This window comes from Flavobacterium cheongpyeongense (genome assembly GCF_003202435.1).
GTDB lineage: Bacteria > Bacteroidota > Bacteroidia > Flavobacteriales > Flavobacteriaceae > Flavobacterium > Flavobacterium cheongpyeongense.
In genome coordinates, this window is sequence record NZ_QJHK01000012.1 from 29,846 (window position 1) to 52,336 (window position 22,491).

Consider the following 22,491-nt stretch of genomic DNA (forward strand, 5'->3'; position numbering starts at 1 on the left):
TGATTAGTTCTTGATTAATATAATTTTGGCATTATCGTTTCTTGAAACCTGTTCCATAAAAAGACGATATTCATCGTACTCTTTATTCGAATATTTCCCCTTATTTAAAAACATGGTGCGTTTGTAAATCAATTTATTATTTTCTTTTTTGATAATTTCAGTCTTATATTCTCCAAATTTCCCTTTTAATTCGAAATTAGAAGGCAGAAATTCAATCGAAAAACCAACAGGAAGATTAATCTCAATTTCATCTGTATCTAAATAACCACGTTGAATCTGAAATGGATTTTTACGATTTCGGATGCGTTTCACATTGCTCTTGCTTTGATTAAATACATCTAAAGGAAAAATCATTTTATTGGCTGAAATCACACCATAATTCACAGCACTTAGCTCTACATCTTCAGTAAAACGAATATTTTGCTTATCATTTGCAAAAGTTATTTTCCCTAATTTTAAATTGTTGATATTGCTCCAATACTCCTTATAATGTGCTTCTTTTTCTGTAGGCTGTAAAGTTTCAGCACTGGATTTTGAACTGTATTGAGAACCTTCAGAAACTATTGAAATATGTCCGGAAAGATTACCGTTTTCATCAATATTATAAATCCCTTTATCTGTTTGAGTATTGCCTTTGTCTTCATAGATTTTAGTCCTGACAATTACACCTCCTTCGGGCTTGACCACCAAAACATCACGATCGTCCGTAAAAGTGCCCTGGTAACCAAACGGATCATCCTGGCTTGTACATTCTAAAAAGGTATAATTATCTCCATTTGGCACTGCCAATATCATATGATTTCCCTGCATTGAAACAAAATCAGACTGAATATTGGATTTATAGCGATCACCATATAAAATTGTATTATATGACGGAACATCAACTACCTGCAAAAGGGCTTTGGTGTAATTTGAAAGGGCTTTACAGTCTCCATATCCTAAACGATCAACATCACTTGCCAGCATAGGCTTCCATCCTCCAATACCAATAGCAATATTTACATATCTTGATTTTTTCTGAACATAATCGTATATAACTTTTGCTTTTTTTACAGGGTCTTTTTCATCACCAACAAGTGCCCTTATTTTAGTTTTAGTTTCTTCAGGCAACTCTGTTGTTCCTGTTAGTATTTTATCTCCGTACCATTTACCAAATGCCTCCCAGGTTGCAGCTGTTCCATCAACTCCTTCTAAGTGAAATTTTTCTAATCCCATCATAAGTCGTGGAAAAAGATCACGGGATGACGGACTAAGATCTTCTGATTTTTGAGCTAAAATATCAGCTGCTTCATAACTTAACTTGGTATCAGTGTCAACTGTTTTTTTAATATTAAATCCTGAAAACTGAAACTCTTTCTTTTTGAATCCAAGATCCGCAGGAAAATTGACATTTAGCACACATTTTTCAACACTGATGTAATACCCTCCCAAAAAATACCATTGAGGTATAAAAGCAGTATTTGACGTTTCGGTTTCACTGTTATAAAGAACTGTAAAAGGATATGAAACAGGAGTATAATCTAAATAAACTACACGGTTATCCGAAAATAATGTACTGCCACTTACAGCGCTTTCGTCTCTAAAGTCTTTTCGCTTAATCTTTTTGATTTCGTTACCAAATGCATCATAAACAATGGCTTCAATAGTTTTTATTGAGGTCGTTTTATCATAGTGCTGGTAGGCATCAATTTCCCTCAATCCTTTTTCATTAAAAACCGATACTACTCTTTGTGTTTTGATATTCATGCTTCTTTGGGAAACAATGACAATATCCATTTGATCCAAACGTACAACTGCATTAGCATTTTCTTTGAGACTGTCCTTAATTGTTGAGATTAAATAAGTACTTTTTTGAGCTGAGGAAATTAAAGTAAATAAAAAGAATAGTAAAGCGTAACTAAGATTTTTCATTAGTAAGTATTTTCGCCAAATATATAGTATTTTCCAGAATTCTTAACAAATGTTTAATAGTTTTTATTCCCTGTTTTTACTGTCTATTAAAATTGTTACAGGACCGTCATTTAACAGACTGACTTTCATATCGGCACCAAAAATTCCGGTTTGTATTTTTTTATTGAATTCTTTTTCTAAAGTTTTTACAAAACTCTCATACATCGGAATGGCAAATTCTGGTTTTGAAGCTTTTATGTACGAAGGACGGTTTCCTTTCTTAGTAGAAGCGTGCAGTGTGAACTGACTTACCACAATAATGTCTCCCTTAATATCCTGAACTGAGCAGTTCATAACATCATTTTCATCGCCAAAGATTCTCATTTTAATAATTTTCCCAACTAGCCAGTCAATATCTTCCTGAGTATCCGCATCTTCAATTCCGACTAAAACCAACAATCCTTTTTTAATATCAGCAACAATTTTAGAATCAACCGTTACAGATGCCTGAGAAACTCTTTGAAGAACAACTTTCATATTTTAGTCATAAGTTTGAAAGTCATAAAGTTGAAAAGTCTAAAATCTCACTTTAGGACTTTAAGACATTTGACTTTAGACTATTTTTTATTTCTGGTTCCTGGTTTCATCACTTGCAGCTCTGTCTTCTCCATAGGTATCGGTACGATAATGCTCATCATCACCTTCAAGAATTTTAAGGTAACTGTTATAACGTGACCAGGCAATTTCATCTTTTTCCAATGCTGCTTTTATGGCACAATGAGGTTCTTCTTTATGCAGGCAATTGTTAAATTTGCATTGATCTTTTAGCTTGAAGAATTCCGGAAAGTATCCGCTGATTTCTTCTTTTTCCATGTCAACGATTCCGAATCCTTTGATTCCAGGCGTGTCAATAATCCGGGCATCAAAAGACAAATCATACATTTCTGCAAAAGTGGTGGTATGCTGACCTTGTTTGCTTTGTTCTGAGATAACAGTAGTTTTTAAGTGAAGACTTGGTTCCATCGCATTAACCAGAGTTGATTTCCCAACTCCCGAATGTCCGGAGAACATACTTACTTTACCCGTCATCATTTCTTTCAGCTTATCGACACCTTTATTTTCTGTAGATGAAATTCTGAGGCATTTATACCCAATTTCAGAATAAATATGCTGCAAATAAAGTTGATCGTCTAAAGTTTGTTCTGTTAAAGTATCGATTTTATTAAAAACAAGAATGGCCTCTATCCCGTATGCCTCTGCAGTAACCAAAAACCGGTCAATAAAACTTGTCGTTGTTGGCGGATTATCAATCGTAACCAGTAAAAAAACCTGATCAATATTCGAGGCAATAATATGAATTTGTTTAGAAAGATTAACCGATTTACGGACGATATAATTCTTTCTTTCGTGAATCGTATGAATCGTCCCCGTCAAAGCATCAGAGGTTTCTTCGAGTTCATAATCGACTACATCGCCTACAGCTATAGGATTGGTACTTTTAATGCCTTTCATCCTGAACTTCCCTTTCATACGGCATTCTATAAAATCCCCTTGTTCAGATTTTACGGTGTACCAGCTTCCTGTAGATTTATAAACGAGTCCTGTCATTCAAATTTAAGATTTTAAAAGGCAAAATTACGTTTTTAGAATTGAACAACGCAACTTCGCCTTTTAAAATTAAAAACTTAGTCTGAATCAGCACAACCTTACCAAACAATTTCAGCTAAAACTTCATTCTCCTTAATTTTTCCTAACTGAATTGTTTTTAAAACTTTAGTGGTTTTCCCTGCTTTAGTGGTATAAATTTCAACCATAACTGTTGCTGGACCACTTTCTGTTAATTCTCTTTCTCCATAATAATTCGTCTTGATTTGGTATTTCCCTTTCACGGCATTTCGAATTAAATATTGTTCTGGTCCATACCCTTGCGTAAAATCTTTTGAAAATCTTGCTCCGGCTTCAGTTGCTGTATGACTGTAGTAACATTCTTCTCCAGTTGGTTCAATAATATGCAAATCTAAATCGACGTCCATCAGATTCCAGTTCATTATTACCCTGATATCTACCGGCATTTTCTGAAGATACTTTTTATCTAATTTACCGGAATCCAAACCTGTATGCTCTGTCATCAAACGATTAATATCCATCAGAATAATATCTTCAACCCCTTGATATTGTCCGCTCATTTCTCCATAATAATTCACTTCCAAAGCTTTTACCAATTGATCAAAAGCTTCCTGATAGTTACCTGCATCTTCCAAAGCCAGTGCATAATCCCTTAAACTTTGAGGTTCATGAGCTCTCCATTTAGCAACTTGTTTCGCTGTAAATGACGCATCTTCAAAATCCTTCCATTGGCGCAAAGTATAGGTCAATGTTTTATAAAGCTGATGATTTTCTAATCCTAGATCTGCAATATTACTGATTACCTGCAGTGCTTTTTTTACATCTCCCTGATTATAGAAAAAGTGCGCCACGTCAAAATAAAAACTCGGGTTTCTCTCCTGAGATTTTCTCAATTCGAAATACAAATCATATTGTTTTTCTTTTGGTGCCGATGACAAAGCTTTTAAATATAATCTGTCCGGGTTCCATGTTTTGGTTTCGTTTTGAATTGTATTACCATTTTTAGTAGTAACCATTATCACTCCATTTGACGCCCTGCTCCCATAAATAGCAGTTGTAGAAGCATCTTTTAAAACATTAATTGAAGCAATATCATCTTTATTTAGATCTTCTATTTTACCTTGATAAACTTCTCCATTTACAATTATTAAAGGCTGATTTGCAACTGTGGAATTCCCTCTTATTCTTATACTATTATTTGATGCCTCTTCTACTTCCACTCCGGCAACTTTACCCGCAAGTGTTTGTATTACATTATTTGAAAGTCCTGGTGCTATAGTTCTTTCCGGAACATAAGAAACTGATTGTACTGAACCTGTAAGGTCTGATTTTTTCATTGAGGCATAACCCGTCACAACTACTTCTTTTAATACATTCGTTTGTTTATCACCGTCTCTGTAAACCTCTTCAGATTTCACAACCGTAGGTGCTACAAATAAAACCTGATCAACTTTTGGAGCAGGAGGAGGCGAAGCAACTGAATTATCTTGGACAATCTCAGAAACAGGTCCCGATCCAACTGGTTCATCAACAGTCAAAACAGCATCCGGATCACTCTTAATCGTTTCATAAACCACCCCTTTCTTTTTCTTAGACTTTGGCAAAACTTTTGGAACCACATATTTTATATCTTTTTCCCACCAAGAATTTAATCCTTCAAAATAGCTGTCTATATTTTCCCAGTTGTTTTTTTGTTTAGCGAGATTGGTATCATGCTCCTGCTTTTTGATTCTGTCAAATTCTGCACGCAATTCTGCTGGCGGAATAATATCATACAAAATATAATCCCGAATATCTTCCAAGACAATCAGCGAAGTGTTTTTGGTTATAATGCCATATTTCTTCCCTAATAGTTCAATTTCTTCTGCATTTTTAGCATATTGCAAATCAAGGCTGGCAATTTTTTTCTGTGCCCAAAGTTTCTCAATATTAACATCAGTCGTGCTTTGAACCGAAGCATCTAAAGTTATTTTTCTTTCCAAAATAGCTTCATTATCATAACCAAACAAAAGTGTAATTTCGTTTTTCGGATTCAGAGAAATCCCTGAAAAACTAAAACTTCCCGAAACCGAAGTTCCTTCCAACGGAAATAAATCCGTTACCGTAAAATTTTCTTTTATTCCTAAAAACTTCAAATTATTGTTTACCAATTTATCCAGAGCATTTTCTACATTCAATTGATTCAGATTGATGAAATTTCCTCCGGTTTGCATGGATGAAAAATTCAAAAAAGCAAAATCCGCAGACGCCGAAGAAGCAATCGTATAAACCGGATTTTTAGTTTTTGACAACATATTCTGACTCAAGGAAGATAATCCATCTGAGAAAAACAAATATTCATCATGCCCGATACAATTTATTTGAGAAAAACGGGTTCCTCCATCATGCTTTACATTTTGTAAAACCGATTTTAATTCTGACCAGTTTCCATCCGAAATCACATATTCTTTTTGTTTTTCAAAAGTGTAATTTAAAAAGTATAAAGTCACTTTCGTATTCTTGATTTTTTGAAAATAAGCATTCAGTAAATCCAGTTCTTTTTTCAAATCTCTTGTCTGACAGCTTAGCGAATTATCCCAAATCAAGCCAATTGAAGCGGGTGTTTTTTTAGCTACTTTATTTCCTTCAATAAAAGTATTTCCATAAAAATAATGCTGACCTCCTACATTCTGCATCACGACGCCTGGAATATTTTGCTGAATCGGAATCTTAAAAATTAGTTTTTCGGAAGGCTGGTAATTTTCCTTTTTTAGTGAAGTCTGAAAAGATTGGTTCCATTTTGAAAAAGCAATGGCTTCTCCCGAATTTTCGGCTATAGTTGGTGAAGCCGAAGCTCCCAAAACCGAAACATTGATTTCAAATTTATCCAGCTCTTTAGGATAACGGCTCACCAACTGATATGCCAGATTATTTTTATCGAAAGCAGAAAGCTCTTCTTCATAACTAATAATAACAATTCGTTCACCATTTGGCATTAACGGATAAATTCGGGTTCTGAAATTATTCCCATCTACTTTTTCCAACAACCCCGGATCAACACGACGATGTTCGATAGCTTCAAAAACCTGTTTCCCTTTATTTTTATTTACCGGAACCGCTTCCCGCATTTTGCCATTAATATCAATAGCGTATCTCGAAACCGAAACATTTTCGGGTAACGGAAAAATAAGTTCCGCTTCCATCTGGCGACTGCCCGAATTAAAAAAATGCATTTCGGCAGTAGTGTAGGCTATATTTCCAACTACCTTAACATTAACAAGCAACTGACTCATTCTGACTTTTTCAGCGTCCTCTCCTTTTACTGTCAGTTCGGGACTTTGTGCAAAAGTTTTTACTCCTAAAAAAAGCAAAAAGTAAAATAGCAATTTCAGGCTTCCCTGAAAAATTTCTGACTTAAATAAACACATTTTTGATTTCATGATACGAAAGTTAAGGTTGTATAGTGATATAGAGGACAAAAAAATCAAAAAGGTTGGAAGGAGTGTAAATTAATTTCATAAAAAAATCCCCAACCCTTTTGTCAAAGGGATGGAGATTCTATTTTAATTATCTAAATCACACCTGTGATATAATAAAAATCAACAACAAGCTTTACAAAAACTTAAATTAACTTATACCACTTATATGGTTTAATACAATTTATGCATTCAATATTTTTTCCTGGTGACCAATACTTTCCTGGTGAATTGCTTTGAACATTTTCAAAACAAACTCTTCAGTAAGACCTTTTTTCTCACCTTCCAAAATCATTTTCCCTAAGATTTCATTCCAACGATTGTTTTGAAGAATCGCTACGTTGGCATCTTTTTTCACCTGACCAATTTCGTCAGCTACTTTCATACGTTTTCCTAAAAGCTCTAATAAGTTAGCATCAAGAACATCGATATTAGCTCTTAATTTAGTCATTTTTGAACTGTACTCATCTGTAGTATCATCCGTTTTTCTGATAGTCAAATCTTTAATGATTTGTTTCAAAGCGTCTGGTGTCACTTGCTGCGCAGCATCAGACCAGGCGTTGTCCGGGTCGAAGTGCGTTTCGATAATCATACCATCGTAGTTTAAATCTAAAGCCTCTTGCGTTACTTCAAAAATCATTTTACGATCTCCGGTAATGTGAGATGGATCGATGATTAATGGTAAATCAGGGAATTTATTTTGCAATTCGATAGCAATCTGCCATTCCGGAATGTTTCTGTATTTTGTTTTCTCGTATGTAGAAAAACCTCTGTGAATAACTCCTAATTTCTCGATTCCGGCCATGTGTAAGCGCTCAACACCACCAAGCCATAAAGCCAAATCAGGGTTTACAGGATTTTTTACCAAAACGATTTTATCAGTTCCTTTTAAAGTATCAGCAATTTCCTGAACCGCAAAAGGGTTTGCCGTTGTACGAGCTCCAACCCATAATACATCGATATCATGTTCTAAAGCAAGTTTACAGTGCGCTGCAGTTGCAACTTCTGTTCCCATTAATAAACCCGTTTCAGCTTTTGCTTTTTGTAACCATTTCAATCCGATTTCACCAACACCTTCAAATCCTCCCGGACGTGTTCTTGGTTTCCAGATTCCGGCTCTGAATACGCTAACTTTTGAATCTTTCAATTCGTGAGCAATTTTCAAAACCTGATCTTCCGTTTCTGCACTACAAGGTCCAGCTATCACAAGTGGGTGATCTAAATTGAAATCTTCTAACCACTTTCTCATTTCTTTCTTATTTTCCATCTTATTCTAATTTACTTTTTAATTGTTAATCCGTTTAATATCTCTTTTATTTTATTTGTGCTTTCCATTTCTTCAAAAATGGCGTTATAATCTTCTTCTTTCAACAAATCCCTAAACCGGCTCAGATTTGCAATATATTCTTCTAAGGTTTCCAGAACGTGTTCTTTATTCTGTTTAAAAATAGGTGTCCACATTGCCGGCGAACTTTTTGCCAGACGAACCGTACTTTCAAATCCACTTCCCGCCATATCAAAAATATCCTGTTCGTCTTTCTCTTTGTTCATAACCGTTTTTCCAAGCATAAACGAGCTAATGTGCGACAAATGCGAAACGTAAGCAATGTGTTTGTCGTGCGAAACCGGATCCATATAACGAATCCTCATCCCGATTGAACTGAAAAGATTCAATGCCTTTTCCTGCAATTTAAAAGCGGTCTTTTCCACTTCACAGATAATATTCGTTTTCCCCTGAAACAATCCTCTTATTGCTGCCGATGGCCCCGAAAACTCTGTTCCGGCAATCGGATGTGTCGCAATAAAGTTTCTCCTTTTCGGATGATTGGCAACTGCTTCACAAATTGGCTTTTTGGTCGATCCCACTTCAAAAACAATTGTTTTCTCTCCAACCAAATCCAGTACTTTTGGTAAAACGATCATTGCCACATCTACCGGAACCGAAACGATTACAAAATCAGCTTTTGCCAGATCCTCCATTTTCCCTTCCTGATCGACAACACCCAAATCAATAGCTTCCTGCACGTGTTTGTCGTTATTGTCAATCCCGAAAATAATCGCCTCAGGATAACGCCCTTTGATGTCTAACACCATCGAACCGCCTATTAATCCTATTCCTATTACGTATACTTTCATAATTTATTATTAATTAGTAGCTATTTCCTGCTATTCGCTTCAATCTTTTCCGCCGAACCCCGGCAAAAAAGGATTTCCACTTCTATCAGGGCTAGGGCTTCTTGTTTTTTAAGACCTTTAGATCTCCTGCAAGGTTTTCAAAACCTTGTAGGTTTCCAATTTTAGACCTTCAAACTCATACCTACAAGGTTTTGAAAACCTTGCAGGAAGTCTTAGCCTTAAAACCTATCTATTGCTTCTTGTACTTTTTCCTCTTTTACACACAACGAAAACCTGATATATCCTTCTCCATTGCTTCCGAAAATAGTTCCCGGCGTTATGAAAATATGCTTCTCATATAATATTTCGTCAATGAACTTTTCTGCTGATTCTATCCCTTCAGGAAGTTTTGCCCAGACAAAAAGCCCGACTCCTTCTTTATACACTTTACAGCCTAATTTTTCTGCCAGCTTTTCAGTTAATTCCCTGCGGCGTCTGTAAATTTTATTATTGTCTTCAAACCAGGATTTATCACATTTTAAAGCGGCGATGGCACCTTTCTGAATCCCGTAGAACATCCCGCTGTCCATGTTGCTTTTTACTTTTAGAACTGCATCGATAATTTCAGGATTTCCTAAAACCATGCCGACTCTCCAGCCTGCCATGTTGAACGTTTTGCTTAATGAATTTAATTCTAAAGCCACTTCTTTTGCTCCATCCACCTGCAATAAACTCATCGGATTGTCATTCAGAACAAAACTGTACGGATTATCATTGACCAATAATATGTTGTGTTTTTTTGCAAAAGCAACCAGTTTTTCAAATAACGCTAAACTTCCTCTGGCTCCTGTTGGCATGTGCGGATAACCCAGCCACATAATTTTTACTTTCTTCAGCTCTAATTTTTCCAATGCTTCAAAATCAGGTTCCCAGGCATTTTCTTCTTTCAAATCATAATAAACCGGAACTGCTCCTACCAGATTGGTTACCGAAGTATAAGTTGGATAACCCGGATTCGGAATCAAAACGTGATCGCCTTCATTTAAAAACGCCAGCGAGATATGCATAATTCCTTCTTTTGAACCCATCAAAGGCAAAATCTCATTATTCGGATTCAAAACAACACCAAACTGATCCTTATAAAAATCTGCCATCGCCTGCCTCATTTCCGGTAATCCCTGATAACTCTGATAACCATGCCCATTCTCGTCCTGAATGGCGGAGGCAACCGCTTCAATTACCGCTTTCGACGGACTCAAATCAGGACTTCCGATTCCCATATTGATGATCGATTTTCCTTCAGACATCAGTTGGCGCACTTCTCTCAATTTTGAGGAGAAGTAGTACTCTTCAACTGTATCTAATCTTTTTGCTGTTGTAATCATTTCTATTTTTTATTAAAAATGCTTTAGGCTTTAGGCCGTAAGCTTTAGGCTCTTTTTATTTTTGACTTTATGACTTTCGACTTTCCAACTTTAAGACTGACTTAAAGGCTTTGTATTTCTATATTCTCCCAGTACTTTAAAATACTCCGCCATGATATTTAATAATGCTTTTGCTTTTGCGTAATCTTCATATCTTTCAAAAGTCACATCTACGAAAAATGAATATTTCCAGGGCGTTTCAATTTTCGGAAGTGACTGGATTTTGGTCAAATTCAGTTTGCAGTCGCTCATTACATTTAAAACGGCCGCCAGACTTCCTCTTTTATGATCGAGTTCAAATTTGATGGAAGCCCTGTTGATTTCGCTTTCCGGTAAAAATGAATTTTGTTTTTTAATAATTACAAAACGGGTCATATTGTTTTTGATCGTCTGAATCTCCGGAGCAATAATATCCAGATCATACATTTCTGAAGCTACTTTACTCCCAATCGCTGCAATTCCGGTTAATTGTTTTTCCTGAATTCTTCTGGCCGTTTCTGCTGTATCTTTATCTTCAACCAATTTGATGTTTGGATACGTTTTCAGGAAATCCATACATTGTAATAACGCCATCGGGTGCGAATGAACTTCTTTTATATCTTCAATCTTCTGACCTTTTAAAGCCATTAGATTTTGGTGAATGCTTAAATAATGTTCTCCAATAATGTGCAAATTATTCTTGTCAATCAAAGCATAATTCGGAATAATTGGTCCTGCAATCGAATTTTCGATTGCCATAACTGCCTGATCTGATTTTCCGGCAATAAGGCTGTCTACTAATTCTTCAAAAGACAGACATTCATCAATATCCACGTTTTCAGAAAAATATTCTTTCACTACCTGATGGTGAAAAGAACCTTTGATGCCCTGTATTGCAATTTTAGTTGTCATATAGTCAAAAAAAAATCCTGATTTTCATCAGGATTGTATATTAGTTTTATTTGTCTTAAATTTTATTTCAAATAACCATAGCACAATCCTAACTTCTACTAAAGAAGAAATAAAAGTTGTTGCTAAAATAAAAACGGTTAGTTGCCATTTTGTTTGTGTTATTTTTCAAATTCTGTGCGAATGTATAAATTATTTTAAATGCACCAAAAAAAATATTGCATTTTATGAAACAAAAAAGGATTTCTTAACAAATTAAAGCTGTTTTGTATTATATTTTAATAAATCAGACTTGAAATGAGATTTTTACAATTGGTTTTGAAAGAGATTATGCGAACCATTTGTATTTATTCCTCAATATTGTCATTTCGACGGAGGAGAAATCACATATGCAATTCGACAAAGGTTGGCAACTTTATGGACGGAGCTACTTGTGTGATTTCTCCTCCGTCGAAATGACAAAAAAATCAAAAGAAATTATTTAGAAAGGCTCAAATGGCTTTTAACCTCATCCCAATAGTATAACTCTGTTTTTCCTTCTTCTAAGTTTTTGATTCGAATATCCAATTCATTTTTCACATCATCAGAGATTTCTAAATCTTTTTTGGAAACACTATCCCACAATTGTTCTGCCAAAACAATTTTCTCGGCATCACTATATTTAGATAAATTTTTAATTTCCATATCCTTTTTATTTAATTGATATTACAAATTTAGACAAATTTTATTTTGAAACGAGAATCTTTTTAGCCCCGATGGAAGTGAAAATCCTTTTGTGCCGGGGTTCGGCACAAAAGATTGAAACGTACAGCGGGAATAGCTCCTGAAAAAATTAAAACAATCCTGAAACCGGATTATTTTTAATTCCGATTTTAGAATAATCAAAACTCATTTTTTGCTGTAACAAAGAAGCGTATACCGACCTAAAATCAATTTGGTGTTTTAAATCGCCGTTATCCAAATCGGCTAAATTTGGGTTATTGCCCAGAATTGTTCCTTTATTACTTCCTCCAATCACAAACATTGGAGCTGCAGTTCCGTGATCGGTTCCGCTTCCGTTGTCTTTTACACGTCTTCCAAATTCAGAAAACACCACGATTGTAACGTTTTGAAGCAATTGTGCCTGTTTCAGATCGTTATAAAAACTAAATAACGCATCATTTAATTCTGTTAATCTTCGCTCATGAATAGAAAGCTGATTGTCGTGCGTATCAAATCCGTTAAGCGATGTGTAATACACTTTCGAATTCAGATTTCCTTTTAACAATCGGGCAATCCATTCCAGATTTTTAGATAACCCTGTTTTTGGATAACTAATTTCGGTTTTCGATTGTTTCAGGGCATTCTGAATATCATCCGAACCTTCCACAACCGAATTGGCAATTTTTCGAACGAAATCCAATTGCGGATTATCGGATAGTTTTTCATTTTCCTTATTTGATTTCACCTTAAAACGATCCGGGTCTTTTACCGTAATTGTATTCGGCTCCATTCCTTTTAATGCCAGATTATCTATCGAATCCAGATTGATTCCGGCTGTTGGCTGATGATCGTGACATTGCAAATCCAAATAACGTCCTAACCAGCCTTCATTAATATATTTATTGGAATCTGCAGCCGTTTGCCAAATTTCCTGACTGCGAAAATGCGAACGAACCGGTTCCGGATAACCCACATTCTGGATTACCGTTAAATCTCCGTTTTGCTGCATTTGTGCAAAATCTTTTAAGGCAGGATGAAAAGCCATCCCTTTATTTTTACCTACAACGATATCTTTATTTAGAGCAATTTTAGTTCTGAAATCATAATACAAAGGATCTTCATAAGGAATAAAAGTATTCAGTCCGTCGTTTCCTCCGTTAAGTTGAACAAAAACCAGACATTGTTCGCCTATAATCAAATTATCCTGAGCACCAAAAGCATGTAAAAAACTTGGAAGCACCAGCATTCCTCCGGTAAACGTCCCTGTTAACGTTAAAAAATTTCTTCTGTTCATAATAATAGCTTTTTAAATCAACTGATATTCCGGTAACTTGGTGATATAATTAAACAAACGAACAACTGCATAATTGGCATTAGGATTTTTAGGATCAAAATCATATTTCAGTAAATTTTCCATGTCTTTTTGCATGGATTCGTTTACATTAAACAACAATCTGTTTGACAATTCGGCTATGATGGTTTTATTATTTCCGTTTGCGTCAAATTCAACTTTTACCTCTCTTTTCTCCAATTCTAATTTAGGTTTCGGGTTTTCATTATTCATCGAATTGAGTACTTTTTTTGAAAGTTTCCTTCCGCTGCAAAGCAAATCCGAAGTATTGTTTCGCTGCAGATAGACTTGCGAGGTAAGCCATGAATTCCCTCCATCCCAGCCTTTCACATTGATCTGGTTGTACAAATCCATTCTTTGTTGCTTTAAAAAGGCGATAATCATGGTCTCATCATAATCTTTTAATTTGAGTTCGTCAATAAGCTGTGAAATATAAACCAGTGGATCTTTGATTTTTTTTCCGGAAGTATCTTTGACGTATTCTTCGGTAAAAATTTTAGTAAGCAACGGTTCGATTTCAAAATTTACTTTTCGAAAATAATCGCCATAATATTTAACAGATTCTTCTGATGGATTATCGTAAAGAAACCACTTCAGGATTTTTCGAGTAATGAGATACGGAATGTTTTTTTGTTCGAAAATAATATCAACTAAATCATCGGCTTTCCAGTTTCCCGTTCTTCCGAAATAAGTTTTATTGCTGTTATCTTCTAAATTTTTTCTGTAAACAGCTTCTTCATCACCATAATTTAATCCTGCCAAGGCTCTTGCACCGTTTTTAATATCCTCTTCGGTATAATTCCCGATTCCGATCGTGAATAGTTCTAGTAATTCCCGACTTAAATTTTCATTGATTTTGCCTTTTTTATTATCGACATTATCCAGGTATTTAATCATGGCGTTCGATTTTACGATCTTTTTGGTCATTTCCTTGAAATTTCCAAAAGCATTCTCCCGTAAAATCATGTTGTGCTGGTAAATCCAGTAATTGATTTTTACTTTTTGAGAAGTTGCTACAAAATGATTGTGCCAGAAACAAACCATTTTTTCGCGTAGCGGAAATTCATCGGTTTGCATTTTGGCAATCCACCATTTTTTAAATTCAGTAGTAGTTTGGTTTTCTCTTTTCTGGATTTTCTTTTTTTCTTCAGGATCGAGATTCTTAATCAGTTGACGTGATTCTTTGTATTCAGCAATTGTCCTGGGGTCTTCTTTTAAAAAAGCAGGAAGTTGAGTATCGAACTTTATATCATAAGATCGCTTTAGAAACTTTTCTAATCCTATTTTTTCAATTTTAGTGGCTTGCTTTCCGGAGAAGCCCAATCGTAACGACCAAAGATTGCTTTTTTTCATAACAAAGAGATTTGTTTAAAGTAAGACTTTTGATTTTTGAAAAGGTTTAATTCAAATAACCTAAACCATTATCAAGATTTAAAAGCTGTTAACTATTGTAAAACAAAAATTTTCTCATGAAACTTGTCATTCCGAGAAACGAGGAATCTTCGCAAGAAACTCCGCACCAATAGGTTCACATATTTTTTAGTAAAACGCATTTAAAACAAGAAAAATCTTTCTTTATTTGTGATTTAAAAAAATTTGCCATGCTAATATACGAAGGCTACCATACTTATTACATCTACATTATAACAAACAAATCAAAAACTGTTTTCTATACTGGAGTAACCAACAATTTAAAAATTCGTTTAATTCAGCATAAAGAAAATATTACTGATGGAAATAAAAGTTTTGCTTCAAAATATAAAGTTGAGTTTTTATTGTATTATGAAAAATTTACTTGGATTCAAGAAGCTATTAGTCGTGAAAAAGAAATAAAAGGCTGGAGTAGAAATAAAAAAATTGAGTTAATTAAAACTCTTAATCCAGATTTGGATTTTTTGAACAATTTGTTTGATTGAAATTACTATTTTCAAAGTTTATCAATCATAAAATACTTGTGGAACTTGCAGTTATTAATCCTTAATGATTTTTCTCACCGTTTTGTCATCCTGACGGAGGAAGCATCTTCACAAGAAACTCTGCAATACAAATCATCAATCTTTGTCGAGTTTCTTGCGAAGATTCCTCGTTCCTCGGAATGACAAAGATTATGGATAAAAAATTGAAATAAAAAAAAGCAGCTATCATTACAATAACTGCTTTCTATTACTCAGAATAAATCTTTTCTCTTTATTCTATCTTCTTTATTCTAAAAAATTAAGACCCACACATCTCACAATCTTCAGGACCAGCGGCTTGTGCTTTTAAAAGCATTGCTTTATAATCCTCAACTGAGATTTCTTCGGTTTCTGCAACCAGAGTTGGAGATTCTTGTTTTTTGTCGTTGTTTAAGGTAAACTTAATCGCATCAACCGCAGATTTTGTTCTTAGGTAATACATTCCGGTTTTTAAACCTGACTGCCATGCGTAAAAGTGCATTGACGTTAGTTTAGAATAGTTGGCATCCTGCATGAACAAGTTCAATGATTGCGATTGGTCAATAAAATAACCTCTTTGGCGAGACATATCGATTATGTCTTTCATCGACATTTCCCAAACGGTTTTGTACAATTCTTTTAAGTCTTGCGGAATCACATCAATATTTTGAACCGATCCGTTATGGCGCATGATTTCTTGTTTCAATGTTTCGTTCCACAAACCTCTTTCTACCAAATCATGCAATAAATGTTTGTTTACTACGATAAATTCTCCGGACAATACACGACGCGTATAAATGTTTGAAGTATAAGGCTCGAAAGCTTCGTTGTTTCCAAGAATTTGAGAAGTTGAAGCTGTTGGCATTGGCGCTACTAACAATGAGTTACGAACTCCATGTTCTACCACTTCTTTTCTTAAAGATGCCCAGTCCCAACGGCCTGATAATTCTTCATCTTTCATTCCCCACATATTGTATTGGAATTCCCCTTTTGACATTGGAGAACCTTCAAATGTAGAATATGGCCCTTCTTCTTTTGCCATTTCCATAGAAGCGGTTACGGCTGCAAAGTATAAGGTTTCGAAAATTTCCTGATTCAGTTTTTTAGCTTCATCGCTTGTAAATGGCATACGCAACAGGATAAAAGCATCAGCCAGACCTTGCACTCCTAATCCTACCGGACGATGACGGAAGTTAGAGTTCTCTGCTTCTTTTACCGGATAGTAGTTTCTATCAATTACTTTATTCAGGTTACGGGTTACACGTTTGGTAACATTGTAAAGGGCTTCGTGATCGAATTTCCCGTTTTCAATAAACATTGGCAACGAAATAGAAGCTAAGTTACAAACTGCGATTTCATCTTTAGAGGTAAACTCCATAATCTCCGTACACAAGTTTGAAGAACGGATGGTTCCTAAATTTTTGTGGTTCGATTTACGGTTTGCTGCATCTTTGTATAACATATATGGTGTTCCGGTCTCGATTTGAGATTCGAGAATTTTCTCCCATAATTCGCGGGCACGGATTGTTTTTCTTCCTTTTCCCTGGAATTCATAGTCCGTATACAATGCTTCGAATTCTTCACCGTAAACATCATAAAGTCCCGGGCATTCATTTGGACACATTAAGGTCCACGCCCCATCTTCCTGAACACGTTTCATAAACAAATCGGATGTCCACATGGCGAAGAATAAATCTCTTGCACGCATTTCTTCTTTTCCTGTATTTTTCTTTAAATCTAAGAAATCGAAAATGTCAGCATGCCAGGTTTCGATGTAAATCGCAAAACTACCTTTACGTTTTCCACCACCCTGATCTACGTAACGAGCCGTATCGTTGAATACTCTTAACATTGGTACGATTCCGTTTGAAGTTCCGTTTGTACCACGAATGTACGATCCTGTAGCACGAACGTTATGAATAGAAAGACCAATTCCTCCGGCTGACTGGGAAATTTTTGCTGTTTGTTTTAATGTATCGTAAATACCATCTATACTATCATCCTGCATAGCCAAAAGGAAGCAGGAAGACATTTGTGGTTTCGGGGTTCCGGCATTGAACAATGTTGGTGTCGCATGCGTGAAATACTTTTTAGACATTAAATCGTACGTTTCAATAACCGATTTTAAATCGTCTAAATGGATTCCAACAGAAACACGCATTAACATGTGTTGTGGGCGCTCAACAATTTTTCCGTTTATTTTAAGAAGATAAGAACGCTCTAAAGTTTTGAAACCGAAGTAATCGTAATTAAAATCTCTTGTGTAAATGATATGAGAATCTAAGAAAGCCGCGTTTTCCTGAATTACTTTATATACTTCATCCGAAATTAATGGTGCATCCTGACCATTTCTTGGATTTACGTAGTGATACATATCTTTCATCGTTTCTGAGAACGATTTTTTAGTATTTGAATGCAGGTTTGAAATTGCCACACGAGCTGCTAATTGTGCATAATCAGGATGTGCAATAGTCATAGAAGCTGCTGTTTCTGCTGCAAGATTATCTAATTCAGATGTAGAAACTCCGTCATACAATCCTTCAATAACGCGCATAGCTACCTTAACAGGATCAACAAGTTCATTAAGCCCGTAACACAATTTTTTGATTCTTTCTGTAATCTTATCAAACATTACAGGCTCTTTGTGGCCATCTCTTTTTACTACATACATAAGCTTACTTTTTTAATAGTTATTGAAAAAATGAAAGACACCGGAAAACAAATTCCGGGACTTAAACATTGTGTGTTTTAAATTATTTATTTTTTCTGAGAATTGTAAAATCCCCATGGTTGTCTGTTCTTCAATCTAAAATACAGATGAAAAAAACGTAAAAATGAAACTGGATCTTCGATTTGGGAATGAGATCCAATCTTAAAAAATTCTATATTAATAGAAACTTTTGTTTCTTAATTTTATTGTCTGTTAGTGTTCGTGGTAACCACTAAAATACAGTTTGCTCTAAAAATCTGCATCAAACGAAATCTTCTGCGCATCACTGTCTGTATTCATTACACCTGATTTTTGATATTCGGCAACACGTTTTTCAAAGAAATTGGTTTTCCCCTGAAGAGAGATCATGTCCATGAAATCAAACGGATTTGCTGATCCATATACACGCTCGCAGCCTAATTCTACTAATAATCTGTCTGCAACAAACTCTAAATATTGCGTCATCAAAGTTGCATTCATTCCAATCAAACTTACCGGAAGAGATTCTGTTACAAATTCTCTTTCGATATTTAAAGCATCAACAATGATTTCTTTGATTCTTTCTTTTGGGACTTTGTTTATTAAATGATGATTATGCAAGTGCACCGCAAAATCACAATGTACACCTTCATCGCGAGAAATCAACTCATTAGAAAAAGTCAAACCTGGCATTAAACCACGTTTTTTCAACCAGTAAATAGAACAGAAAGCTCCTGAGAAGAAAATGCCTTCAACTGCTGCAAAAGCAATCAGTCTTTCAGCAAACGAATCAGACTCAATCCATTTTAAAGCCCATTCCCCTTTTTTGGCAATGGCAGGAAAAACTTCCAAAGCATTAAATAATTCTGCTTTTTCTGCTTCATCTTTTACGTAGGTATCAATTAAAAGAGAATAGGTTTCACTGTGAATATTTTCCATCATAATCTGGAAGCCATAGAAAAATTTAGCTTCCGCATATTGAACTTCATTTACAAAATTCTCGGCAAGGTTTTCATTTACGATTCCGTCAGAAGCAGCAAAGAATGCTAAAATGTGTTTGATAAAATACCTTTCGTCATCACTTAATTTGTTGTTCCAATCTGTCAAATCCTGGTGTAAATCGATTTCTTCGGCAGTCCAGAAACTAGCTTCCATTTTCTTATACCATTCCCAAATATCATGATGTTTAATTGGAAAAATAACAAAACGATTCTTGTTTTCTTGTAAAATTGGTTCAACTTGTGACATTGTATTTTTGTTTAATTTTTATAATGAATTTCCCCTTATTCAGAACGATCACAAAGGTTGTCATTTATACCCAAAAATAAAAGCCAAACTTATTCACAATCGAGCGTAGTTTTTAACAAAGATAAAAATTGAAACCTTTTTCAGACAATATATAAATAGCTGAAAAACAGTTATTTAAAAAACAAGTTTACGCCTAAAGCCCCGTAAAATATAGACTTTTTAAAATAAGAAACAAGGAATTTAAGATTGTTTTAAAAAGTTTTTTTTGAGTTAAAAATTTTATTTTTTGAGTTAAAACAGGTGTAAAAAATACACGTTATTATCAAGTCTTTTTTATATCTTTTATCAACTATTTTTTAGCTCTTCAGCGACTTTTTCGAGTTCCATATACCAGTCTTCACCAAAGCGACGAATAAGCGCTTCTTTGACAAATTTATACACAGGAACCTCTAATTCTTTACCCAAAGAACAGGCATCATCACAAATATCCCATTTATCGTAATTCACAGCTGCAAACTCTGTAAAATCTTTTACACGGATTGGGTACAAATGACAGGAAACAGGTTTTTTCCAGTCCACAATTCCCTGGTTATAGGCTTGTTCGATTCCGCAAAGAGCGGTTTTACCATCAAAAATAACGTATGCACAATCTTTATTGTCGATTAACGGTGTTTCGAGATCTCCATCGGTTCCTTTTACCCAGGTTCCCTGTGCTTCAATTGCCGCAATTCCTTCTTTACGCAAAAAAGGTTTCACTTTCGGATAAATCTCTTCCATTATTTTGGTCTCTGCTTCGCTTAAAGGTGCACCGGCATCTCCGTCTACACAGCAAGCCCCTTTACAAGCTGACAAGTTGCACACAAATTCTTTTTCAAGAATATCTTCTGAAATAATGGTTTTCCCTAACTGAAACATGATAATGAAATACTGAAATTTATAAAGTGCAAAGATAGTTAAAGAAAGTAGATAAACCACTCTAATATTTAACCGCAAACCACCCAGAGGTTTACACAAAAATCGCAAAACTTTATGAGTTTTCTCTCTTGCAAACTTTGCATAAATCATTGCGAATCCTTGCGACTAAACCATTATTTGTTATAAATATTTCTTTTTTAAACCAAAAAACGTGTTTTTATAACAAAAATACATCGTATTGAAAAAACACCTAACTTTATTATCTACTTTTGCACCAGTTTTTAAGCACTTAAAATCAACATGATATGTTAGAAATTGACTTTAAAGAAATTGTCACCGTTAGTATGGTACTTTTTGCTGTAATTGATATTGTTGGATCAATTCCAATTATTGTCAATCTGAGAGCAAAAGTCGGACACATCGAATCTGAGAAAGCTTCGATTGTTGCCGGTGCAATTATGATCGTTTTTCTTTTTGTTGGAGAAGGCCTACTGAACCTTATAGGTATTGATGTTCACTCATTTGCGGTTGCAGGATCTTTTGTACTGTTTTTTCTGGCTTTGGAAATGATTTTAGGTATTCGCATTTATCGTGACGAAGAACCCGGTTCAGCATCTATCGTTCCGTTGGCGTTTCCGTTAATCGCCGGGGCAGGGACAATGACTACCTTGCTTTCGTTACGATCACAGTTTCATACCATTAATATTATCATTGCCATTTTACTGAATATTATATTGGTATACATTGTTTTAAAATCATCCCGAAAGATTGAAAACTTATTAGGAGAAAATGGCCTGGGTGTAGTGCGGAAGACATTTGGGGTAATTTTACTGGCAATAGCTGTTAAATTATTTGCAGCTAATGTTAAAGGTTTGTTCGTCTAAAGGATATTTTCATAAATTTGTTCTATAAAATTCTAAAATACAGCTCAAAAGCTATTCTTTATTATTTTAGACAAACAAACAGCCTTATGAAAATCTTTACTTCGATCTTAGTGCTTTTGGCATTAGCTTTAATTGTTTTTAATATCACTCAGCTTGACTTCAAAAATCCTTTTCAGGGAGACAGTGGTGTTGCTCTTATCGGAATAGCAGCTTCGTCTTGTGCCGTTTTAATTCTGTTGATTTTTAGGATTTCAAAAAAGATAGAAGAAAAAACAAACGGCAGATAATATGTTTGACGTTTTAATTGTTGGCGGAGGCGTTTCAGGTATATCATGTGCACTGGTTTTAGGATCTGCTAAAAACAAAGCTTTTGTGACCGATAAAAAAATCGGGATTTTTACACACCAGAAAAGTTCTTCTCTACAGGAAGCCATTTTTTACAATGCTTACGGCATAACACCAGGCAAATTGGGTTCAGCTTTATTACCCGAAAGTACTCAGGATTTAGCTCAAACCTATCCGCACATTGCTCAAATCCCAAATGAAAAGGTAATTAAAATTGAAGGTACTTATCCTGAATTTAGGGTAATTACTAACAAAAACTCTTACCAGACAAAAAATATCGTTATCGGAATTGGTTCTGCCAATACTTTTGCCATCGAAGGCCTGATGCAATATATTGAACCGCACAAAAAAGCTTTACCGGAAAAACAGCGTATCCAGCTTAAAAACGACGATCATAAAGTAACTGATGGAATTTATGTAATTGGAACTTTGGCAGGCTGGAGAAGTCAGTTGGCTATTGCTGCCGGAAGCGGAGCTGCTGTCGCCACAGATATACTTACTTTATGGAATAATGGCGTGCAGACCCATGCACATGATAGTATTCGATAAAATTTCAAAAATAAGTTTCTTTATAAAATTACAAACCATTAACAAATTAAGAGAATTTAGCAAAAATGCTTAATAAACTTAATTTGTTAATAGTTTTATTTTTTTGTTCAGGTTTCTAAAATTTATTTAACCGAAATAATCCTGGCTACCTTAATATGGTTTTCATTTTCTGATTTCCAGATTTCTCCTTTTACCGAAACCTCATCTCCTTCTTTAAATCTTTTGAAGTTTTCCGGCCCGCCTACATTAACAATACTGATTGTTGCAAAATAAAGTTCATTTTTAGCGGTATTGATTTTAGCCGTATAACCGTCCTTACCATTCTCAATAGATTCAACTTTTCCAGAAACTGTATTGTTATCTTTCATACAGGCGCATGAAATTGCAAAAGTCATTACAATGAACAGAAAGCTTGTTTTTATTAGATTTTTCATTTTATGTTTTTTTTCTCAAAAAGTTCTTAAAGATTAAGGAAT

Annotated in this window: 19 protein-coding genes; 4 read left to right on the forward strand and 15 right to left on the reverse strand. The window is 34.9% G+C overall.

Annotated elements, in window-relative coordinates:
• Positions 1–3: 3 nt before the first annotated feature.
• The 11 genes from DMB65_RS13745 to DMB65_RS13795 form a co-directional block, all read right to left on the reverse strand.
• On the reverse strand, positions 4–1,911 hold the full coding sequence (locus tag DMB65_RS13745) for a DUF3857 domain-containing protein (protein ID WP_110307216.1): 1,908 nt from the start codon (positions 1,909–1,911) through the stop codon (positions 4–6).
• Between the two features lie 63 nt (positions 1,912–1,974).
• Complete coding sequence (gene dtd, locus DMB65_RS13750; RefSeq protein ID WP_110307217.1) at positions 1,975–2,427, reverse strand: D-aminoacyl-tRNA deacylase; 453 nt, start codon at positions 2,425–2,427, stop codon at positions 1,975–1,977.
• A gap of 87 nt (positions 2,428–2,514) precedes the next feature.
• Positions 2,515–3,498, reverse strand: a complete 984-nt coding sequence (gene rsgA / locus DMB65_RS13755) for a ribosome small subunit-dependent GTPase A (protein WP_110307218.1) — start codon at positions 3,496–3,498, stop codon at positions 2,515–2,517.
• Between the two features lie 98 nt (positions 3,499–3,596).
• Positions 3,597–6,935, reverse strand: a complete 3,339-nt coding sequence (locus tag DMB65_RS13760; RefSeq protein WP_110307219.1) for a VIT domain-containing protein — start codon at positions 6,933–6,935, stop codon at positions 3,597–3,599.
• 220 nt (positions 6,936–7,155) lie between these two features.
• Entirely contained in the window at positions 7,156–8,238 is a 1,083-nt protein-coding gene (locus tag DMB65_RS13765) for a bifunctional 3-deoxy-7-phosphoheptulonate synthase/chorismate mutase type II (protein ID WP_110307220.1), read from the reverse strand.
• An 11-nt stretch (positions 8,239–8,249) separates the two neighbouring features.
• Positions 8,250–9,107: a prephenate dehydrogenase gene (locus DMB65_RS13770; RefSeq protein WP_110307221.1), complete on the reverse strand. Its 858-nt coding sequence runs from the start codon at positions 9,105–9,107 to the stop codon at positions 8,250–8,252.
• Positions 9,108–9,325: 218 nt separating this feature from the next.
• Positions 9,326–10,471, reverse strand: coding sequence for a pyridoxal phosphate-dependent aminotransferase (locus DMB65_RS13775; RefSeq protein ID WP_110307222.1), 1,146 nt, complete (start codon positions 10,469–10,471; stop codon positions 9,326–9,328).
• A gap of 90 nt (positions 10,472–10,561) precedes the next feature.
• A complete protein-coding gene (locus DMB65_RS13780) occupies positions 10,562–11,401 on the reverse strand; it encodes a prephenate dehydratase (protein WP_110307223.1) in 840 nt (279 codons plus the stop codon).
• Between the two features lie 474 nt (positions 11,402–11,875).
• Positions 11,876–12,082 carry an addiction module protein gene (locus DMB65_RS13785; RefSeq protein ID WP_110307224.1) on the reverse strand — a complete coding sequence of 69 codons (207 nt, stop codon included), beginning with the start codon at positions 12,080–12,082 and terminating at the stop codon, positions 11,876–11,878.
• A gap of 148 nt (positions 12,083–12,230) precedes the next feature.
• Positions 12,231–13,394 carry a DUF1501 domain-containing protein gene (locus DMB65_RS13790; protein ID WP_110307225.1) on the reverse strand — a complete coding sequence of 388 codons (1,164 nt, stop codon included), beginning with the start codon at positions 13,392–13,394 and terminating at the stop codon, positions 12,231–12,233.
• A gap of 12 nt (positions 13,395–13,406) precedes the next feature.
• A complete protein-coding gene (locus DMB65_RS13795) occupies positions 13,407–14,804 on the reverse strand; it encodes a DUF1800 domain-containing protein (protein WP_110307226.1) in 1,398 nt (465 codons plus the stop codon).
• A 248-nt stretch (positions 14,805–15,052) separates the two neighbouring features.
• Between DMB65_RS13795 and DMB65_RS13800 the strand changes: the two genes are divergently transcribed.
• The gene (locus DMB65_RS13800; protein ID WP_110307227.1) at positions 15,053–15,367 is read left to right on the forward strand and encodes a GIY-YIG nuclease family protein; all 315 of its coding nucleotides are present in this window, start codon (positions 15,053–15,055) and stop codon (positions 15,365–15,367) included.
• 298 nt (positions 15,368–15,665) lie between these two features.
• Here DMB65_RS13800 and DMB65_RS13805 read toward each other — a convergent pair whose 3' ends face one another.
• The 3 genes from DMB65_RS13805 to DMB65_RS13815 all read right to left on the reverse strand — a co-directional run bounded on the left by DMB65_RS13805 (position 15,666) and on the right by DMB65_RS13815 (position 20,237).
• Positions 15,666–18,056 (reverse strand): ribonucleoside-diphosphate reductase subunit alpha, encoded by a 2,391-nt coding sequence (locus tag DMB65_RS13805; RefSeq protein ID WP_110307228.1) that lies wholly within the window; start codon positions 18,054–18,056, stop codon positions 15,666–15,668.
• Positions 18,057–18,344: 288 nt separating this feature from the next.
• Complete coding sequence (locus DMB65_RS13810) at positions 18,345–19,322, reverse strand: ribonucleotide-diphosphate reductase subunit beta (RefSeq protein ID WP_110307229.1); 978 nt, start codon at positions 19,320–19,322, stop codon at positions 18,345–18,347.
• Between the two features lie 345 nt (positions 19,323–19,667).
• A complete protein-coding gene (locus DMB65_RS13815; protein ID WP_110307230.1) occupies positions 19,668–20,237 on the reverse strand; it encodes a DUF3109 family protein in 570 nt (189 codons plus the stop codon).
• A gap of 305 nt (positions 20,238–20,542) precedes the next feature.
• On the opposite strand from DMB65_RS13815, the gene DMB65_RS13820 reads away from it, so the two are divergent.
• The 3 genes from DMB65_RS13820 (at position 20,543) to DMB65_RS13830 (ending at position 22,015) form a co-directional block, all read left to right on the forward strand.
• Positions 20,543–21,121 carry a MarC family protein gene (locus DMB65_RS13820; protein ID WP_110307231.1) on the forward strand — a complete coding sequence of 193 codons (579 nt, stop codon included), beginning with the start codon at positions 20,543–20,545 and terminating at the stop codon, positions 21,119–21,121.
• A gap of 86 nt (positions 21,122–21,207) precedes the next feature.
• Entirely contained in the window at positions 21,208–21,408 is a 201-nt protein-coding gene (locus DMB65_RS13825) for a hypothetical protein (RefSeq protein ID WP_110307232.1), read from the forward strand.
• A 1-nt stretch (position 21,409) separates the two neighbouring features.
• The gene (locus tag DMB65_RS13830) at positions 21,410–22,015 is read left to right on the forward strand and encodes an FAD-dependent oxidoreductase (RefSeq protein WP_110307233.1); all 606 of its coding nucleotides are present in this window, start codon (positions 21,410–21,412) and stop codon (positions 22,013–22,015) included.
• A gap of 122 nt (positions 22,016–22,137) precedes the next feature.
• On the opposite strand, the gene DMB65_RS13835 is transcribed toward DMB65_RS13830, so the two are convergent.
• Positions 22,138–22,449: a hypothetical protein gene (locus DMB65_RS13835; RefSeq protein WP_110307234.1), complete on the reverse strand. Its 312-nt coding sequence runs from the start codon at positions 22,447–22,449 to the stop codon at positions 22,138–22,140.
• Between the last annotated feature and the right edge of the window lie 42 nt (positions 22,450–22,491).

Excerpts from the sequence above, each read along its gene's own strand:
- DMB65_RS13745 (WP_110307216.1), bottom strand. The coding sequence starts at position 1,911 with ATGAAAAATCTTAGTTACGCTTTACTATTCTTTTTATTTACTTTAATT.
- dtd (WP_110307217.1), bottom strand. The coding sequence starts at position 2,427 with ATGAAAGTTGTTCTTCAAAGAGTTTCTCAGGCATCTGTAACGGTTGAT.
- rsgA (WP_110307218.1), bottom strand. The coding sequence starts at position 3,498 with ATGACAGGACTCGTTTATAAATCTACAGGAAGCTGGTACACCGTAAAA.
- DMB65_RS13760 (WP_110307219.1), bottom strand. The coding sequence starts at position 6,935 with ATGAAATCAAAAATGTGTTTATTTAAGTCAGAAATTTTTCAGGGAAGC.
- DMB65_RS13765 (WP_110307220.1), bottom strand. The coding sequence starts at position 8,238 with ATGGAAAATAAGAAAGAAATGAGAAAGTGGTTAGAAGATTTCAATTTA.
- DMB65_RS13770 (WP_110307221.1), bottom strand. The coding sequence starts at position 9,107 with ATGAAAGTATACGTAATAGGAATAGGATTAATAGGCGGTTCGATGGTG.
- DMB65_RS13775 (WP_110307222.1), bottom strand. The coding sequence starts at position 10,471 with ATGATTACAACAGCAAAAAGATTAGATACAGTTGAAGAGTACTACTTC.
- DMB65_RS13780 (WP_110307223.1), bottom strand. The coding sequence starts at position 11,401 with ATGACAACTAAAATTGCAATACAGGGCATCAAAGGTTCTTTTCACCAT.
- DMB65_RS13785 (WP_110307224.1), bottom strand. The coding sequence starts at position 12,082 with ATGGAAATTAAAAATTTATCTAAATATAGTGATGCCGAGAAAATTGTT.
- DMB65_RS13790 (WP_110307225.1), bottom strand. The coding sequence starts at position 13,394 with ATGAACAGAAGAAATTTTTTAACGTTAACAGGGACGTTTACCGGAGGA.
- DMB65_RS13795 (WP_110307226.1), bottom strand. The coding sequence starts at position 14,804 with ATGAAAAAAAGCAATCTTTGGTCGTTACGATTGGGCTTCTCCGGAAAG.
- DMB65_RS13800 (WP_110307227.1), top strand. The coding sequence starts at position 15,053 with ATGCTAATATACGAAGGCTACCATACTTATTACATCTACATTATAACA.
- DMB65_RS13805 (WP_110307228.1), bottom strand. The coding sequence starts at position 18,056 with ATGTATGTAGTAAAAAGAGATGGCCACAAAGAGCCTGTAATGTTTGAT.
- DMB65_RS13810 (WP_110307229.1), bottom strand. The coding sequence starts at position 19,322 with ATGTCACAAGTTGAACCAATTTTACAAGAAAACAAGAATCGTTTTGTT.
- DMB65_RS13815 (WP_110307230.1), bottom strand. The coding sequence starts at position 20,237 with ATGTTTCAGTTAGGGAAAACCATTATTTCAGAAGATATTCTTGAAAAA.
- DMB65_RS13820 (WP_110307231.1), top strand. The coding sequence starts at position 20,543 with ATGTTAGAAATTGACTTTAAAGAAATTGTCACCGTTAGTATGGTACTT.
- DMB65_RS13825 (WP_110307232.1), top strand. The coding sequence starts at position 21,208 with ATGAAAATCTTTACTTCGATCTTAGTGCTTTTGGCATTAGCTTTAATT.
- DMB65_RS13830 (WP_110307233.1), top strand. The coding sequence starts at position 21,410 with ATGTTTGACGTTTTAATTGTTGGCGGAGGCGTTTCAGGTATATCATGT.
- DMB65_RS13835 (WP_110307234.1), bottom strand. The coding sequence starts at position 22,449 with ATGAAAAATCTAATAAAAACAAGCTTTCTGTTCATTGTAATGACTTTT.